The sequence below is a fragment of the Hydrogenophaga sp. 2FB genome, assembly GCF_005503365.1.
Classification (GTDB): Bacteria; Pseudomonadota; Gammaproteobacteria; order Burkholderiales; family Burkholderiaceae_C; genus Hydrogenophaga.
In genome coordinates, this window is sequence record NZ_SCML01000043.1 from 37,239 (window position 1) to 54,132 (window position 16,894).

16 protein-coding genes and 4 pseudogenes are annotated in these 16,894 nt (G+C 58.4%); 3 read left to right on the top strand and 17 right to left on the bottom strand.

Annotation, left to right across the window (positions count from 1 at the left end):
• Positions 1-7: 7 nt before the first annotated feature.
• The 6 genes from FFS09_RS21910 to FFS09_RS21935 all read right to left on the bottom strand — a co-directional run bounded on the left by FFS09_RS21910 (position 8) and on the right by FFS09_RS21935 (position 5,520).
• Complete coding sequence (locus FFS09_RS21910; protein ID WP_171020132.1) at positions 8-850, bottom strand: alpha/beta fold hydrolase; 843 nt, start codon at positions 848-850, stop codon at positions 8-10.
• A complete protein-coding gene (locus FFS09_RS21915; RefSeq protein ID WP_137921032.1) occupies positions 847-1,866 on the bottom strand; it encodes a tripartite tricarboxylate transporter substrate binding protein in 1,020 nt (339 codons plus the stop codon). Before FFS09_RS21915 ends, FFS09_RS21910 begins: the two co-directional genes overlap by 4 nt.
• A gap of 1 nt (position 1,867) precedes the next feature.
• A complete protein-coding gene (locus FFS09_RS21920; protein ID WP_137921033.1) occupies positions 1,868-2,242 on the bottom strand; it encodes a carboxymuconolactone decarboxylase family protein in 375 nt (124 codons plus the stop codon).
• A gap of 59 nt (positions 2,243-2,301) precedes the next feature.
• Positions 2,302-2,814, bottom strand: coding sequence for a 6,7-dimethyl-8-ribityllumazine synthase (locus FFS09_RS21925; protein WP_137921034.1), 513 nt, complete (start codon positions 2,812-2,814; stop codon positions 2,302-2,304).
• A gap of 292 nt (positions 2,815-3,106) precedes the next feature.
• A complete protein-coding gene (locus FFS09_RS21930; protein ID WP_137921035.1) occupies positions 3,107-4,504 on the bottom strand; it encodes an LLM class flavin-dependent oxidoreductase in 1,398 nt (465 codons plus the stop codon).
• Complete coding sequence (locus tag FFS09_RS21935) at positions 4,501-5,520, bottom strand: flavin reductase (RefSeq protein WP_137921036.1); 1,020 nt, start codon at positions 5,518-5,520, stop codon at positions 4,501-4,503. The genes FFS09_RS21930 and FFS09_RS21935 overlap by 4 nt, the downstream gene beginning before the upstream one ends.
• A gap of 76 nt (positions 5,521-5,596) precedes the next feature.
• Here FFS09_RS21935 and FFS09_RS21940 point away from each other — a divergent pair, with 76 nt between their 5' ends.
• The gene (locus tag FFS09_RS21940) at positions 5,597-6,520 is read left to right on the top strand and encodes a LysR family transcriptional regulator (RefSeq protein WP_171020133.1); all 924 of its coding nucleotides are present in this window, start codon (positions 5,597-5,599) and stop codon (positions 6,518-6,520) included.
• Positions 6,521-6,687: 167 nt separating this feature from the next.
• Here the strand turns inward: FFS09_RS21940 and FFS09_RS30970 are convergent, their stop codons facing one another.
• On the bottom strand, positions 6,688-6,813 hold the full coding sequence (locus tag FFS09_RS30970; protein WP_137921038.1) for an integrase core domain-containing protein: 126 nt from the start codon (positions 6,811-6,813) through the stop codon (positions 6,688-6,690).
• A 268-nt stretch (positions 6,814-7,081) separates the two neighbouring features.
• Between FFS09_RS30970 and FFS09_RS21950 the strand changes: the two are divergent.
• Positions 7,082-7,336: pseudogene (locus tag FFS09_RS21950) on the top strand (hypothetical protein); the annotation flags it as partial.
• 7 nt (positions 7,337-7,343) lie between these two features.
• On the opposite strand, the pseudogene FFS09_RS21955 reads toward FFS09_RS21950, so the two are convergent.
• Positions 7,344-7,964: pseudogene (locus FFS09_RS21955) on the bottom strand (LysR family transcriptional regulator); the annotation flags it as partial.
• A 169-nt stretch (positions 7,965-8,133) separates the two neighbouring features.
• Between FFS09_RS21955 and FFS09_RS21960 the strand changes: the two are divergent.
• The gene (locus FFS09_RS21960; RefSeq protein ID WP_137921039.1) at positions 8,134-9,651 is read left to right on the top strand and encodes a CoA-acylating methylmalonate-semialdehyde dehydrogenase; all 1,518 of its coding nucleotides are present in this window, start codon (positions 8,134-8,136) and stop codon (positions 9,649-9,651) included.
• Between the two features lie 33 nt (positions 9,652-9,684).
• Here FFS09_RS21960 and FFS09_RS21965 read toward each other — a convergent pair whose 3' ends face one another.
• The 9 genes and pseudogenes from FFS09_RS21965 to FFS09_RS22005 all read right to left on the bottom strand — a co-directional run.
• Positions 9,685-9,978, bottom strand: a complete 294-nt coding sequence (locus FFS09_RS21965; RefSeq protein WP_137921040.1) for a hypothetical protein — start codon at positions 9,976-9,978, stop codon at positions 9,685-9,687.
• Between the two features lie 279 nt (positions 9,979-10,257).
• Positions 10,258-10,620 carry a SorU family sulfite dehydrogenase c-type cytochrome subunit gene (gene sorU, locus FFS09_RS21970; RefSeq protein WP_137921041.1) on the bottom strand — a complete coding sequence of 121 codons (363 nt, stop codon included), beginning with the start codon at positions 10,618-10,620 and terminating at the stop codon, positions 10,258-10,260.
• A 44-nt stretch (positions 10,621-10,664) separates the two neighbouring features.
• Positions 10,665-11,894: a SorT family sulfite dehydrogenase catalytic subunit gene (gene sorT / locus FFS09_RS21975; RefSeq protein WP_137921042.1), complete on the bottom strand. Its 1,230-nt coding sequence runs from the start codon at positions 11,892-11,894 to the stop codon at positions 10,665-10,667.
• Positions 11,895-12,007: 113 nt separating this feature from the next.
• A complete protein-coding gene (locus tag FFS09_RS21980) occupies positions 12,008-12,973 on the bottom strand; it encodes a Bug family tripartite tricarboxylate transporter substrate binding protein (protein ID WP_252374472.1) in 966 nt (321 codons plus the stop codon).
• Between the two features lie 181 nt (positions 12,974-13,154).
• Positions 13,155-13,934, bottom strand: a complete 780-nt coding sequence (locus tag FFS09_RS21985) for an alpha/beta fold hydrolase (RefSeq protein ID WP_137921043.1) — start codon at positions 13,932-13,934, stop codon at positions 13,155-13,157.
• A 226-nt stretch (positions 13,935-14,160) separates the two neighbouring features.
• The gene (locus FFS09_RS21990) at positions 14,161-15,240 is read right to left on the bottom strand and encodes an LLM class flavin-dependent oxidoreductase (protein ID WP_137921044.1); all 1,080 of its coding nucleotides are present in this window, start codon (positions 15,238-15,240) and stop codon (positions 14,161-14,163) included.
• Positions 15,237-15,830, bottom strand: a complete 594-nt coding sequence (locus FFS09_RS21995; RefSeq protein WP_212745142.1) for a flavin reductase family protein — start codon at positions 15,828-15,830, stop codon at positions 15,237-15,239. Before FFS09_RS21995 ends, FFS09_RS21990 begins: the two co-directional genes overlap by 4 nt.
• Before the next feature lie 208 nt (positions 15,831-16,038).
• Positions 16,039-16,513, bottom strand: a pseudogene (locus FFS09_RS22000) (IS5 family transposase); the annotation flags it as partial.
• A 146-nt stretch (positions 16,514-16,659) separates the two neighbouring features.
• Positions 16,660-16,785: pseudogene (locus FFS09_RS22005) on the bottom strand (transposase domain-containing protein); the annotation flags it as partial.
• Positions 16,786-16,894: the final 109 nt, after the last annotated feature.

Below are 16,894 nucleotides of genomic sequence, written 5' to 3' on the forward strand. Positions count from 1 at the left end.
TGTTTTGTTAGCCGCTCTTAGACCAGTTTCCCTGTTGAACCGTTTCGATGAAGTGTTTCAAGGTAGCGTCGAAGAACTCCGGCTCTTCTTGCGCGATTGCGTGGCCGGTTAGCGGCACGACGCAAAGTCCAGCTGCAGGAAGTGTGCGTTTGAGGAAAATATCCGTTTCGAGGCATCCATCGTCCTCATCACCGACCATGATCAAAACAGGCACAGTCAAGTTCGAGAGTTCCTTTTCCATGGTCTCTAGTGACTGCCTGTTTCCCTGGATGTTTCGCATAGTCAGGCCCGCGCCTGTGGAAGAAAGCTCCATGCAGCGCTGCTCGAACTTGAGGAAGCCCGCTGGATTTTTACGCTTCAGTAAGCGGCGCGATCCTCCATTGGCATAGTCACGCCCCGCAGCCTCGATGTCCTGGGTCAGGAACCGGTTGGCATTCGCGAGGGATCGCTGCCGATGCGCCTCGTGGATAGACGGCCGTGACCCTCCGCCCACCCCAAAGATGAGCAATCCCATAACGCGATCCGGATTCTGGATCGCGTATTGCAATGCACTGTAGCCGCCCATGCTTGCGCCGACGAGGAAGGCTCGCTGGGTGTCCGTGGCATCCAATATGGTGCCAATGTCGTCCACCGCAGCTTGCACGCTGTATGAGGAATCGTCGCTCGGCACGCTCGACGGTGGATACCCTCTTGCGTTGAAGGTGATGCACCGCATAGTCGCGGAGAACGTTCGAACGTGCGGCTCCCAGGAACGCGCATCTCCGGCAAATTCGTGCAAAAAGACAAGTGGGACGCCCGCACCCTGCGAATCGAAGTGCAGGCGCACGCCGTTACGCGCAGCAAACATCATCGTATGCTCCGTCGAATGCCAGTTGCTTCGAGCGTCTTCCGCCATTTCCTAGCCTCCTTACTGATGAATGACTGCGCTTCCGCGGACGCCCCAGGCATCGGCTCGGCGCCCTCGCGCTTCAGCAACGCGGACACGTCCACATCCTTGAGCGCGAGGTTTAGTTGTCGGTTCAGCTTTTCGATGATTGGGACGGGAGTACCAGTTGGCGCCATCAACACATACCAGTTCATCGTCTCGTAACCGGGATAGCCCAGCTCTGCGACTGTAGGAACGTCCGGAACCGCCTTCGATCGCACGAGACTGGTGACGGCTACTGGCCTGAGCTGATCTCCCTTTAAGAACGGCATTGCTGTCAGGATCCCCGAAAACATGAGATCCACCTGGCCTGCCAAAAGGTCATTTATGGCACCACTTCCGCCCTTGTAGTTCACCTGAGTCAAACTAATCCCCGCAACTGATGCAAGCAATTCTGCGGCAAGGTGGGTTGTGGTCCCGGTTCCTGCACTCGCATACATTACAGGCTGCATCTTGGCGAGAGCAATGATCTCAGGCAATGTCTTTGCAGGAAACGAAGGACGCACGACTAGAATGTTGGGGGCCGCGGCCATCATTCCAACCGGAAAAAGGTCCTTGGCCTCAAACGGCATTTTCTCGTATAGCTCCGGGTTGACCGCATAGGCATTGCTAGTAACAAGCAACGTGTAGCCGTCCGCTGGTGCCTTCGCGACTAAGGTAGCGCCGATGTTGCCGGCCGCCCCCGGGCGATTTTCGATCACGAGTTGCTGCCCCATCGCACTCGACATCTTGTGGCTAATGACGCGAGCAACGAGATCGACCGACCCACCAGCCGAGAATGGGACTATGACCTTGATCGGCTTCGCGGGATATTCCTGCGCCGAAGAACTCGTGCTTAACGTCATGCAGAGCGCCAGCACGAACAGGCTGGATACGTGGTGCGCTGTGTACGTCATCGACTTGGCGATCTTCCCAATCTTCCGTGATTCCGTAATCTTCATGTCAGACCCTTTCTTTGATGATTGCGTTGGCGATATTGGTGGCTTCTAAGCCTGCGGGCACACCTGCATAGATCGCAACCTGCAAGAAGCACTCGCGTATTTCCTCTTTCGAAACGCCGTTGTTGATCGCACCGTTGATATGTAGCTTCAGTTCGTTTGAGCGATTCATGGCTGCCAACATCGCCAGAGTCATTAAGCTGCGAGTCTTTCGGTCAATATGCGGCTGGCTCCAAATTTCCCCCCAGCAATACTCCGTGATCAGGGTATGGATGGGACGTGTGAAGTCGTCCGCAGCCTTATCCACGTTGTCGATACGTTCAGAGCCCATCACTTCGCGCCGGATTCTGAGTCCCGTGTCATATCGTTCTCTATCCATAGAGGCCTTTCATGCCGCGCTTGGCAGCAAAAACTGACGAACAAACTCCCGATGCAGCCTTAACCGGCGATCAATGCATCGAGATGGCGGTGACCTTCGATGGTTTTCAAGCAGGCTTTCGCCGCCTCGGCGCCCTTGACCGCGAAGTGCCGGTGGAAGTAGTTGCGATGCTCGACGTGCTGGTGGAAGTGGTGCGGCGTTAGCACCGCCGACAGAACCGGGACTCCAGTCTCCAACTGCACAGTCATTAGCGAGTCGACGACCGTGCCTGCGACAAATTCGTGGCGGTAGATGCCTCCGTCCACGACTAGCGCACAACCGACTATTGCTGCATAGCCGCCAGAGACGGCAAGGCGCTTGGCGTAAAGCGGGATTTCGAACGCGCCGGGTACCTCGAACACATCAATTTTTTCGTTCGACACTCCGAGGTTCTGCATCTCAATTAGGAAAGCGTCACGCGCTTGATGCACGATTTCAGAATGCCACTGCGCCTGCACAAATGCGATTCGCTGGCCCCGTGGCACCACGATGGCTGGAATGGCGAATGGAGGAATTTTTTTGATTTTTGTCATGGATTTCCTATGTCACGATTGCCTGAAGGGCGAACGAAGCCCATCCCTGGGCTGACGAGAGCACGCCGGCCCCGGAGTGGGGGTCGCGCCTCTTGTAAACCGGACCTTCATTGTCCGTCTCGGAAATACGGCGGGTCTGCCGACGCGGTGAGATCGAGGACAAAGAGAGCTGACCGACATGTACAAGGTTCACCGCCATCCCTCCCTTTAAAAAACTACACCCCGCCCTGAGTACGGAATCTTCAATAAATCAACCCAACAGCCTTCGTGAACCTGCATGGCATGGGCGTGATCAGGGTGCGTTGTTGAGTGATCGTGTAGGCACTTCGTTCACGCCTTGAGTCAAGTCTGGTGAGAACGGACGACCCGTCATTGAGATTGCGGGGGGTCGCGTGCCCAGGTTGGCTCGCAAGGTGCTTCCTTCGTATTCGGTGCGGAACAGATTGCGACGTCGAAGCTCTGGGACGACAAGCTCAATGAAATCATCGACCCCGCCCGGTAGCGTAGCGGGCATGATGTTGAAGCCATCGGCGCCTCGACCCATGAATCGCTCCTCCATTTCGTCGACGATCTGCGCCGGCGTTCCGATCACCTGTGTGTGGCCGCGCGCGCCTGCGACGCGCATGTAGAGTTGGCGGATCGTTAGGCCGTCGCGGCGCGCCATGTCGAGGGCGAGTTTTTGGCGCGACTGCATTTCATTCGTTGTTGGCAGCTCAGGGATGGGGCCATCAACGTCGTATTTCATGATGTCGTCGGTGCCAAGAACGTGAGCCAAAAGAAACATCCCTGCCACCGGGTGGATTAGCTGTTGAAGTTCTTCATACTTCGCACGCGCCTCGGATTCTGTGCGGGCTACGATAGGCGAAAAACCGGGCATGACCTTCACGTCGTCGGCGGCACGACCGAAGCCTTGCGCTCGCTCCTTTACATCGCCATAGAACTCCTGTGCTTCCTTCAGTGTTGGCGTGGCCGTGAAGATGATCTCTGACGTGCGCGCGCCGAGGTTTCGCCCTGCAGGGGATGAGCCGGCCTGAACTAACAGCGGATGACCTTGAGGCGAGCGCGCCATATTCAGTGGACCGCGGACGCTGAAGTGATCACCCTTGTGATTCAACAGCCTTACGCGCGATGAATCAAAGAAAATGCCGCTAACTGGATCCACGCGTAGAGCATCGAGGTCCCACGTGTTCCAAAGCCCCAGCACCACGTCAACGTACTCCTCGGCGACGGCATAGCGATCGTCATGCTGAGGCATCTTTTCCATGCCGTAGTTGGCGGCCTCAAGGTCAGAGCTGGACGTGACAACATTCCAACCGGTGCGCCCTCCGTTGAGATGATCGATTGACCCGAACTGCCTTGCAACGTTGTAGGGTGCGTGGAACGTAGTCGATGCAGTGGAAATAAATCCGATGCGACTTGTCACCGCCGACAGTGCGGCCGCGTGAGTAATGGCTTCGAAGTGGGTCGCGCGACTCGTGTACGCAATTTCGGACACACCTGGATCGCGAAGCGAAACGCCATCGGCGAAAAAGATCAGGTCGAATTTCGCGCGTTCCAGCGCCTGGGCCATTTGAATCGACGATTGCAGGGTAAGGCCAGCTCGCGGATTGGCTGAGGGATGGCGCCATGCGGCTACATGGTGGCCCGCCTGGAGCAAAAAGGCACCAAGCCGAATCTTGTCTTTTCTCATTGAGTTTTCCTTTCTAGTTGATCTTGCCGTTGAATTTCATCGATATTCGGTGCGAGAAGCGTAAGCACGCGTCGCACGGTCTCGATGTCTTGCATGCGGATCTCTTTTTCTCTCAGCACGCGTTCTTCCACCTCACGCGCAAGCTGTGAGAGCGCCGAGAGGCGTTCCTCCCCGGCTGACGTCAAGTTCAAGCGACTTTCTGCATCGACTTCGACGAAACGCGACTCGATCAAGTTCGACGCTAGCGCCTGTCCAACAGCGCCGCCAACGAAAAGTTTCGGTAATAGCTCGGTGATTTTTAGCCCCGGCCACGCCCGTATTCCACGCAACAAGCGAACCTCTAGCGGTGCGACCCCGAAACCTCGTCGAGCTTCGTTCAGGGAATCGCTAGCAAACCACCAATTGCGCGCGATCAGGGAAAACAAGGACTCCCCTTGTCCGGATAAGGACTCCTGATCAGGAGAGGGCCAACGCACGGGCGACAGCCTATGGCTGACACCGGGAGGACCAAACGACACGCCGTGATCCATCAGAACTGCGTAACGGCCTTCTCCAAACACAAGGGGTTCGCGCGCTGGCGCCCTTATGAAGCGTTCTACCCGACCAATCATGATCACATGATCCCCACCATCTTCGTCGCGTTCGCGCTTGCACTCGAACACAGCACTTGCACCATCAAGGACAGGGGCGCCACCCGCGCCACCGGTCCAGGCGACCCCGTCAAACTTACTCGGGCCGGACATGGCGAATCGCTGCGAAAGATCCATCTGCTCGACCGCGAGAACGTTGATTGCGAAATGTGTGCATGCCATGAACGCGGGAAAGCTTTTGCTCGTGCGCTTGATGGACCACAGTACAAGCGGCGGATCGAGTGAAACCGACGCGAACGAATTCGACGTCATACCGATCGTTTGCCCGTCGACATATGCGGTGACGATTGCGACGCCCGTTGGAAACTGACCGAGACAGCGCCGATAGGCCGCTTGATCGAATGTGTTTGAAGGCTCTGTGTTCATGGACGCAAGGATAGAATTTGACGGTTCGACATCCAAGCGTTATTTATTCACATCTAATTTCCCATCTGGAAACTTTATGCGCTCGTTCGACCTCACCAGCTTGGAGCTGTTCGTATCTGCATGCGAGACCGGCAGCATGGTCAAAGCCGCTCAGCGAGCGCATATCGTCACGTCCGCAGTCAGCAAACGCATGTCGCAACTCGAGGCAAGGGTCGGCGTACCGCTATTCGCGCGGAAAGCCCACGGCATGGCACCAACTGATGCGGGACTAGCCTTGCTCGAACATGCACGCGCAGTCCTGAACGGCGTCGACCGGATGGATCAAGACATGCAGGCCTATGCGGCAGGAGGGGGTGGCTATGTGCGCATACTCGCCTCTGGCTCACCTATTGTTGGCCCGCTCGTCAGCGACATCTCAACCTTCCTGAAGAGTCCTGGCAACAAGAACGTTCACGTCGAAATGGAAGAGTGCAATAGTCCCGGTGTGATTGAGGGGGTTCGACTCGGTGCCGCGTCGCTAGGCGTGTGCTGGGATGCCACATCGAAGGTCGACCTACAGACGCTTCCTTACTATTCCGAGGAGGTATGCCTTCTGGTGCCACAGACGCATCAGCTTGCATCTCGGAGTGAAGTGAAACTCACTGATCTTCTGGCCTTCCCAGTCGTCGGGGGTCAGCCCTTGTATGGCACGCTGCAAGGGCTGATTGATCGACTTGCTGCGCAAGCCGGACTGCACTTGGACCAGAAGATAGTAGTCCACAGCTACGAAGCCGCGCTTCGCGTGATTGCTAGCGGGCTCGCGATCGGCATCATGCCTAGTTCTGTGGCCGAGTTAACCGGGGCGGCGCTCGGATTGAAGCAGATCAGACTAAATGAGCCCTGGGCCCGGCGAAAGTATTTGATCTGCTTTCGGAACAAGGCAGACCTAGCTCCGGCGGCGCAGCGGCTGCTCCATCACCTCCAACGAAATGCACCAAGCGAGGGCGCCAGCGGCGCGTGACTTCCAATACATGAATTGCATAGCGAAATGTGCTTGCCGGTGGAGGGGAGGCTGACTCTGTCGCCGATTCAGTAACGCTCGGAAGTTGAATTTTCCGGCGCCATTGAGGTCGCCGTTGCACCCAGATGGGTGCAACGGCGGGCGCATTCGGCGAATGCTAGCCCAGGCTAGCGCGCAGTGGGGGCAACGTAGTACTGCAGCAATGCTTCGATCGTGCCCCGGGCATCGTCGAGCGAAACGAACCAGGTCGTATTGAAGGACTTATCGCGCAGCCATCCCGTGAGGCTTTCCACGGTGGCGTTTCCACGGTGGCGTTGTCGGTCGGCTTACACTGGCGACTCAAGGCGAGTTCGACGTGCCGCCAAGTGGCCCAGTCGCCCAATACCTTGGGGTTGCACTCTCTGCCATTGTCAGAGTTGATCGTGCGCGGAAGCCCGCGCTCCTACAAAATTGCCGCGGCCACACGCACGACGTCCTCGCTCTTGAGGCCTTGACCAACGGTGCTTTGAGAGCTCCGGTAGTTGGGCAAGCAATCAGAGCTTGCACCGATGCTCGAGTGTGATGTTCGCCGCATCATCATCTCCCGCGATCACCGCAGACCACCTTGACACCCTGGAGCCGCAGCAGATGCGCGCGGCTTTGCTGTCATTGATGGTTGAGCTCGCCGAGCGGGACGATGTGATCGCGCGTCAGGGCCAGGAGGTCGTCTTCAAGCAGGCCCTGATCGACAAGCTCACGCACGAGAACGCCTTGCTCAAGCGCATGAAGTTCGCCGCGCAGTCCGAACGCTTCAGCGCCCCTGGTCAATATTCCATGGCGCCAACACTGGAACAGTCGTGCGTCGAAAAGCCCCAGGATTTCGCTTTTCGTGAAAGTGCCATGCTGGCGTGACGTGGGTGCGCGCGTAGTACAGGCAATCGTGCACTGTCAGGTCTTCTGGCCTGGCAGGAGTGCCGCGACGGCGCAGGTACGCCCGGCTGGCAACGAGAACCGAACGCGTGGTGCACAGGGTCCAGGCCACGTGTGTATCGGGTGGTGTTGCCGTATGCCGGATAGCCGGGTCGAACCCTTCCATTGCCAGTGAACTGAGACGGTCTGAAAGATCGAGTTCGAGGCCCACTTCGGGGTTCGCCCGCAGGAAATCGGCGACCCGCGGCACCAGCTGCGAGCGGGCGAACGCGACTGGCGCCGTCACGCGCAGCAAACCTGTCGGCACGCCAGCGAGTTCGCGCACGCCCTCGAAGCTATGGGCGATCCGCTCGAACGGATCGCGCATGTCGTCGACCAGGCGCTACCCGGCGGTGAGCCGCACGCTGCGCGTCGTGCGCTGCACCAGCGGCACGCCGGCCGCGCGCCCCAGTTCGGCGATGCGCTGGCTCATGGCCGCCTTGCTCACGCCCAGGCGCTGCGCGGCCGCGGTGAAGCTGCTCTGCTGCGCCAGCACGGTAAGTCAGTGCAGATGGATCCAGAGCGCTTCGATTTTTTTTGTTTTCATGGCTTCATTGTTCATTATATTGAACGATCAATTCACAACTCGTGTCTAGGCACACGACATTCTGCTACCTAAACTGCGCCCAATCGCCCGCTCTTCAACCCTCCACCGAGACATCTCAATGCAAGTCACCAAGACACCGATCGATCACTTCATCAATGGCCGCATGGTCGCCAACACCTCCGGCCGCACGCAGGACGTGACCAATCCGGCAACCGGCACGGTGACCGGCGCGGCGGGCCTCGCGAGTGCCGCCGAAGTGGGCGCCGCCGTCGCCGCTGCGCAGGCCGCATTCCCGGCCTGGGCCGACACGCCGCCGATCCGACGCTCGCGTGTGATGTTCAAGTTCCTCGAGCTGCTGAACAAGCACAAGGACGAACTGGCCCACCTGATCACAGCCGAGCACGGCAAGGTATTCACCGATGCGCAGGGCGAAGTGAGCCGCGGCATCGACATCGTCGAGTTCGCCTGCGGCATGCCGCAGCTGCTCAAAGGCGACTTCACCGACCAGGTCTCCACCGGCATCGACAACTGGACGCTGCGCCAGCCGCTGGGCGTGGTGGCGGGCATCACGCCCTTCAACTTCCCGATGATGGTTCCGATGTGGATGTTCCCGGTGGCCATCGCCGCGGGCAACACCTTCGTGCTCAAGCCCAGCCCGACCGACCCGAGCGCCTCGCTGCGCATCGCCGAGCTGTTCAAGGAAGCCGGCCTGCCCGACGGCGTGTTCAACGTGGTGCAGGGCGACAAGGTCGCGGTCGATGCGCTGCTCGAACACCCCGACGTCAAGGCCATCAGCTTCGTCGGCTCCACGCCGATCGCGAACTACATCTACGAAACCGGCGCCCGCCACGGCAAGCGCGTGCAGGCGCTGGGCGGCGCGAAGAACCACATGGTCGTCATGCCCGATGCCGACATTGACCAGGCGGTCGATGCACTGATCGGCGCGGGCTATGGCTCGGCCGGCGAGCGCTGCATGGCGATCAGCGTCGCGGTGCTGGTAGGCGATGTGGCCGAGCGCCTGTTGCCTAAGCTGATCGAGCGCACCAAGACGCTCAAGGTGCTGGACGGCGAGCACCTCGCGGCCGAGATGGGCCCGATCGTCACCAAGGTGGCGCACGAGCGCATCACCGGCTACATCGCGCTGGGCGAGAAGGAAGGCGCGACGCTGCTGGCCGACGGCCGCAAGTTCGACGCGAAGACCGCGGGCGCGGGCTGCGACGGCGGCTTCTGGATGGGCGGCACGCTGTTCGACCACGTCACCCCCGAGATGCGCATTTACAAGGAAGAGATCTTCGGCCCGGTGCTCAGCTGCGTGCGCGTGCACGACCTGAAGGAAGCGGTCGACCTCATCAATGCGCACGAGTTCGGCAACGGCGTCTCTTGCTTCACGCGCGACGGCAACGTGGCGCGCGAGTTCGGCCGACGCATCCAGGTCGGCATGGTCGGCATCAACGTGCCGATCCCGGTGCCGATGGCCTGGCATGGTTTCGGCGGCTGGAAGAAGAGCCTGTTCGGCGACATGCATGCCTTTGGCGAGGAAGGCGTGCGCTTCTACACCAAGCAGAAGTCCATCATGCAGCGCTGGCCAGAGAGCACGCCTAAGGGAGCCGAGTTCGTGATGCCGACGGCGAAATAAAACGGGCGAGTCCGCCCCGCGCCACTACGGCCGTCAGCGCGGGCTTTCCTGCAAACGTCGACGCCAACCCAGCAGGATTGCCGTGCCTGCCACTGCGGATGCGGCGGCGAGCCAAAATGGGATGGCGTAGCCACCCGTGATGCCTCGGGTCCAGCCCCCCTCTGATTTATTCGTTTTCAGGCTGTGCCCATTCGGCTGGGGAGTCCCTTGAGGGCGAAGAAAGCCAGCTCGCGCAGCAGCGCGGGCCAGTTCGGCGGTATAGCCGCCGAACTGGCACAGGCGCAAACAAAGCCGCTGCAAGAAGGGCACGCCCTTCCAGGCAATCATGCGCAGCAGTCAGCGGTGTTGTAGCCAGCGGCACACAGCACCGCGTGCAGCCTGTCCCCCTGCTCGCCCAACAAGTGACAGCGGTCCATACGGTAATTTCAGTGGCAGCGTCGGCAAACATCAGGAATCTCCCAGGAACTGCAACCTATTGGAATGCAAACCGGCAGTTCCGAACATCCCTGATCACCCCAAATCACTGGCATTGTTCCTCGGCTCGGACCTTCAAACCATCGGGGACTGCACGGAGTTTTGAACACTGTCCCTAAAGGAAGTCTGCGCTCAGTTCGCCGTGCCGCTGGCCTTTGACACGTAGTGCGCCAGTGCAAGGATTTGCGCCTCACTCAAGCTGGCCCCATAGGACGGCATCTGCCCAATCCCGTTGCGCAGCGCTTTGGCCACGCGCTGGGCGTCTGGTTTGAGTTCGTCGAGGACGGGGCCTACAGCCCCACTGGCTCCCGCGTCCTTCAAGGTATGACAAAGAACGCAGGCGGGTGCCGAGGATTGCGTGAAAAGTTTTTTCCCCAATGCGAACGAGGAAGCCTCATCCGCAGCGATCGCCGGCAACGAGATGAGAACGCCCAGATAAAAGAGCGGAGCCAGGGCGTAACGGGACGTGGCGACTGGCGGGGAATTCAACTTCATGGGGTGCTCGATTCGATTGCTTGGAAGGGACAACTGCGAGCACCTTAGGCTACGTTCACCGCCACCGCGTGGTCGGCCCAACTGGTGTTGTTGTAGCCGGCGGCATTCTCCAGGCGCTGCTGCGGCTGGAGATTGCCCATGACGTCCGTAGCCCGACAGGCCAGTACATGCTGGCCGACAGGCAAACGGGTTTCCAGCACGAACTGACGCCATGCGTACTTGCCCAGATCGGGACCCACAAAGCGCGCATCGACCCAGGTCTTGCCGCCATCGATGGAGACCTCGACGCGTTTGACCGCATGCATGCCCCCAAAGGCCACCCCGCTGATCTGCACCCGCCCCTTTTCAGTCAGCGCGCTGTCAGGGCCAGGCGAGTTGATCCAGGATTTCACCGTCATTTCCTGCACCGATGGCTGCATCGGATCACCCTTGCCGCCGGGCGGCGAGATCCGATAACCGTGCGACATGATTTTTGCGTCGCTTTCCTGGGCCGTGAACGCCAGCCGCTTGATGTACTTGATGTTGTTGACGCCGGTATAGCCGGGCACGATCAGGCGCAGTGGTCCCCCATGCGCGAGCGGAATCGCCGCCCCATTCATCTCCCAGGCTAGCAAGGCATCAGCCATAGCCGAGGCAGGAACCGAGCGCTCGACGATGACGCTTTTTGGATCCAGTCCATCGGGCAACTTTTCGCCGCCGGTTCCTGTGATGAAGCGCATACCGCCCTCCATGCCTCCCAGCGCCTCGGCCACAGCGCGCACCGGTACCCCACTCCAGACCACGCAACCGGCCGCGCCAACTGTCCAAGGCGTTCCACTCGGTTTGCTGGGAAAGAATCCGCGGCCATTGCCGGAGCATTGAAGAACCATGGCCACCGTTTCAAGCCCCAGCGTTTTGAGTTCACGCAAGGTCAGCTTGCGCGGCATACCGACACCCTCGATACTGATCTCCCAAGCATCGCGGTCGGTCACTATTGACGCCGCAGGAGTCGGCAGGTTGTTGCGAACATAAAGTTGCTCGGTCGGCGTGATGACGCTGCTGCCGAAGGCGTTGCGCTTGGTCTCTATGGTTGTGGCACTGTGCACTATCGTGCTGTGTGCATCTTTCCAGGAAACGTAATCAGGCAGTGGCCTCGCCTGTGCTGCCGCGTCAGTACTCCAGGTCGACAGCCGGAAGCCGGCCAAGGCGGTGGCGCTACCCGCCAAGAGGTGGCGGCGATTAAGCGTCGAGGGCAGCGTCGTTGGGGCGAATGGACGAAAGAATTTGGCGTTCATTATTTTTCTCTCCTCGAATCAGTGGAAACATGGAATAGGAAAGGCGTCGGAGGTCTAGGGAATGTTGGAAACGCTCAGGGCGTCAATTTACTGTCGCTCTAGGCGTCGATTCCTTATTCCACGCTAATGTTTGCGTCTTTGATCACCTTGCTCAACCTGCGTATCTCAGACTTTATATGGCTGGAGAACTGATCCGGCGTACTTGCGACGACTACCAATCCGGCATCAATCAGCTTGGCCTTAACTTCTTCGCTTCGGAGCGCCTCAGTGATTCCTGCATGCAATTTGGACAAAATTTCGTTTGGTAGATTCGCGGGCCCTGCAATGCCGAACCAGCCGCTGAATTCAAATCCAGGCACTCCTGATTCGGCGACCGTCGGGATGCCTGGAAGAAAAGGCAAGCGTGTCGGCGATCCCACTGCCACCGGTACAACCTTGCCGCTCTTGATGTGAGGCAACGCAGTCGGCACTACGTCGAAAATGAGTGGCACGCGACCGCTGATGACGTCGACATACGCGCCACCGGAGCCTTTGTAGGGAACATGGTTGAGCTTGATGCCAACATCCCTCGCAAACATCTCCATTCCAATGTGGGGCGAGGAGCCGGCTCCGCCGCTGGCGTAGGTGAGCCCCGGCTCAGCCTTTGCGCGCGCAATTAGCTCATTAACAGTACCAACTTTAATCGACGGATGGGCGAGGAGTATCATCGGCGCCGAGACCGCAAGTGAAATTGGTGTGAAGTCCTTGATCGGATCATACGGAAGCCTCGGGTACAGACCAACATTTGCTGCGTGTGTACCAAAAACCGCGAGACCGATCGTGTAGCCGTCCGCCGGTGCGGCCGCCAGCATCTTAGTACCGATCATCCCGCTGGCACCAACCCGGTTATCGATGATTACAGGTTGACCCCAGCGGTCGCTCAGAGCTTTGCCGATGACTCTCGCGAGCAGATCTGCAGTACCGCCGGGCGTGTAAGGCGCGATGAAGGTAATCGGTTTGGAGGGATACGTCTGTGCATGTGCGAAAACACTTGCAAACATGACCAGAACGGCCAAGCAGATACGAAAGCAAGATTTCACAATTGTCTCCTTGTGAGCATTGTTTTGGGCACGTGCTAAGGCAGGTGCGCCTATTCATGCCGATAGATTTTAAAGAGGAACAGGCGCGTCATTGCGGCACTCTGCTCCCGCCCGTCAGGCCGACTTCTCGCGCCGATTTTTCTACTATTTGCCGGTCCGACGTTTTGCCAATGTATCGAAGTCAGGCCTCGAACGTGGAGAGGAAATCTCGAACAATTCGATTAAATAGGTGAGGTGCTTCCATGTGGGCGCCATGCGAACAGTTGGGAAGCACGCACAAGGCAGCTTCGGGAATCTCCTGCCACATCCGAAGCGAATCCGCCGGCTTGGTCGACTGGTCCCTGTCGCCGACAAGAACCAACGTCTTAGTCTGGATAGTTTGCAAGCGATCAACAACATTCCACTTCTGCATCGCCCTCATCAGAGTAACGCTAGATGCTTTCGACGCCCCTGCACAGGCCGCTCGGCAGGTGTCGTAGAACGGGTGAGAATTGCCATTAACAAACCAGCTCGCTACAGCCTTGTCGGTAAGACTATCCAACCCTTGAGATTGCACACGCTCGACGGATGCGTCCCACGACTCGAAGCGGCCCGGCAGATCCCCCGCAGGCGCAGTTCCGTATAAAACTAGGTTGTCGAGTCGGTCACCGTGGTCAAGGGCTATTTGTTGTGCAACCATGCCGCCCATTGAGAACCCAAGAAGAGAAAATCGGTCAATATCGACTTGATTCAGCGTCTGCATTACCATTTCAGCGACACCTTCGAGTGAGTCCGGCGCGGGAACGTCGGCGCTATCGCCGAAGCCTGGCATGTCTATCGCAATCAAGTCGAAGTACCCCTTCAACTCGGTATACAGCGGCGTCCAATAACCCGACGCGGCGAGGAAACCGTGCAACAGAACGAGCTTAGGAGCACCTTTCGTGCCTGAACGGTGAATTTTTAGGGCGGCATTGTTAGACATCAAGATTCCTTAAGAAGAAATGAAATTTTCCAAAAATTAGAAGAAGTGGACGGCGCCTGGATTGAGAGCGTTCTTCGATGCGCGGTAATAGTGGTTTTCGCGAGGCGCCGCCAAATACATGGCATGCTTATTTTGCCCAGCGTCATCGACGTAGTATGAGCACTCGCTTTATTATCACAATGTCAAGTGCGCCAGTTAACAAGAACTGGATCCGGCGGGTATCGACTTAAACTTCGGGAGAAGCCCTCAACAGAGGCATAACCAATCGGCCAAAGATTTCAGCCTCTTCGGCATGAGGGTATCCCGAGAGGCAAAATCCTGAACAACCAACATCGATAAACTCACGCAGTTGATTGGCTACTTGCTCGGGATTCCCGACCACAGCGACTCCGGTCCCCGGTCGGACGTCAGATAGGCCGCTCCAAAGGTGCGGCGTAAGTTTGTTCCCTGGAACACAGGACAATTCTCTTTGCCGATTGTTCGCTACAGAATCGTAGTTCGCAACTAGGGCAGCCATTCTCGTTTTGCGATCCTCGGCACCTTCGATCAACTGCTCGGCGTGCGCCCAAGCGTCTGCCTCATTCTCTCGGCAGACAACAACGAGTCGCATCGCAAAACGCAACTCCTCCGCTCGCCCATATTTCTCGGCGCGTGCGCGCATCTCCGTAATCTGAGTACCGATACGATCAGGATAGTCACCCCAGAACAGATGTGTTGATGAGTGCTTGGCAGAAATTTCAGCGGCGAACTCTGACCCTCCACCCAGGAAAAAGGGAGGGTAGGGTCGCTGACTCGGTTTAGGCAAAATTTGCGGACTATGGACCTGATGGTATGAGCCCTCAAATTCCACTTTTTCTTCCGAGAGCAAGCGCTTGACCAGTACGATTTCTTCCTCCATTTGTTGGTAACGCTTCTCCTTGGATTCGATGAGACCTTCCGCACGAGCCTCTGCCGCGTTTGCGCCCGCAATCAAGTTAATGTAGATGCGACCTCCTCCTGATATCTGGTCGAACGTGCTCACCATCTTGGCGAGAGTTGGAGGGTTGATAGCACCAGGCTTCAAAGCCACCAGCATCTTCAGCTTGCTCGTTCGCGCAGCCAGATAAGTCGCCGTGATCCACGCCTCCCAGCAATTCTGATTTGTCGGCACCAGCACGTACTCGAAGCCCGCTCGTTCGGCCGCGACCGCGACGCGCTCAAATTGATCAAACGAGGAAGCGACATCCTTCGAAGGGTCGCCGAACGCGCCTGTATCGCCAGAAGTCGGGATGAACCATCCCATATTGAGCGAGTTTTTCACAGTCATTGTTGTCCTGTATGGATGTCGCGAACCTTCGCGAATTTGTGAATGGTTGCAGCCTGCGTGCGAGGGGCCGCTCTGGTTGTCAGGCTGCAGTAGCCTCCGTTGTGGAACACAAGCGGGGGGCCTTCGACTGTCCTGTACGTGACCACTCGGCCGACCACTACAACATGGTCGCCGCCGTCGTAACGATGCTCCGTTTGACATTCGAAACGGGCAACACCGCAGTCGAGCAGCGGCACGCCGCCGATTCCGCGACTGACGGGCATCCCTGCGAACCGGTCGATGCCGCTCTTGGTAAACTGATTCGAGACATGTTCGTCATCCAAGCTCAGGATGTGGACTGCGAAGCTATCGGCTTCAAGGAAATCCGCTGCGGTCGAGGATTTCTTGTCGACACTCCATAGGACAAGCGGCGGATCAAGAGACACCGCGTTGAAGCTGTTGGCAGTTAGTCCTACGTCCCGCCCCTCAGTGCTGCGAGCGGTGACGACGGTCACGCCGGTCGCAAACTGCCCGAGTGCGCGGCGAAACTGTTTTGCGTCGGTGACGCGGTCTGGCGGTGTAAGCGCCTTTGCCATGAGGGTAGAAGTCAAGAGGAGCTCCTTTGATGTGGTGAGGCAATCCTAGGAGATGCACCAAATCTTGGAAAATGAAGATGTTCGATGAACCGTATGTTCCAGGCGAATACCTCGCACCGATGCCGTTCCGCACTGCAGGGTCGTCAACGCCACGCCGCACCCCCCCTAAAAACCGCGCCGACGCTGGCCTAGTCTGCGCGGCAGAGGCTTTCTGACAACGTGTTTACGATCTTCTGAGTAGGACCGCCAAGAAGGCCAAGTGGACGAACTGTAGGCTGGTGTTGATCAGCTTCTCGCAGTTCTTCCATAGACGCCTGTTCTTGTCCAGCCAGGCAAAGCTTCGCTCGACGATCCAGCGCTTGGGAATCACCTTGAATGTGTGCAGTTCGCTGCGCTTGGCGACCTACACCGTGACCTGCTCGCCCAGAATGTCGCGCACGCCCTGCGCAAAGGGCTCGCCGACATAACCGCCATCTGCCAGCAGGCTCTGTACTCGCGTGAGAGAGGGTTTGCAGCGTTCAAGCGCCTGCAGCGCCGCCTTGCGGTCCGTCACTTCGGCCGTGGTCACCGCCACGGCATGAGCAAAGCCCTGCGTGTCCACCGCAATGTGGCGCTTCCTTCTTGCCCGCGTCATACCCCTTCAGGGCTGCCGCATCCGTGTTCTTCACGCTCTGCGCGTCCACGATCAAGAGCTGCGTATTTCGGCGAAGGTGACCGACGATTTCGGGAACGTGACCGGTTTGACTGCGCGGTGCTGAGTTGCGTGGAATAGATTGGAGGAAGGTAAGCGCGCGGCCGTCCCATCTTGACCGCGGGATGCGGTCGTGTTTCTGAGAATGCGTTGTCAGGCTGGCTGCCAGCGGTGCGGCAGCAGCTTGCCAATGTGGCTGGCGCGCTGCATAGGCAGGCGTGCCATCACATCACGCAGGTAGGCGTAGGGATCATGCCCATTCATGCGCGCTGACTGTAAGCGTCCAGCCATCCCATCTTGAATCTGCGTTAGGCGCATAGGACGCTCGTGTCCACCTTCAACTTTTTGGTGGACACGTGAGCACTATTCCTGAACAAGCCGTCGGCAC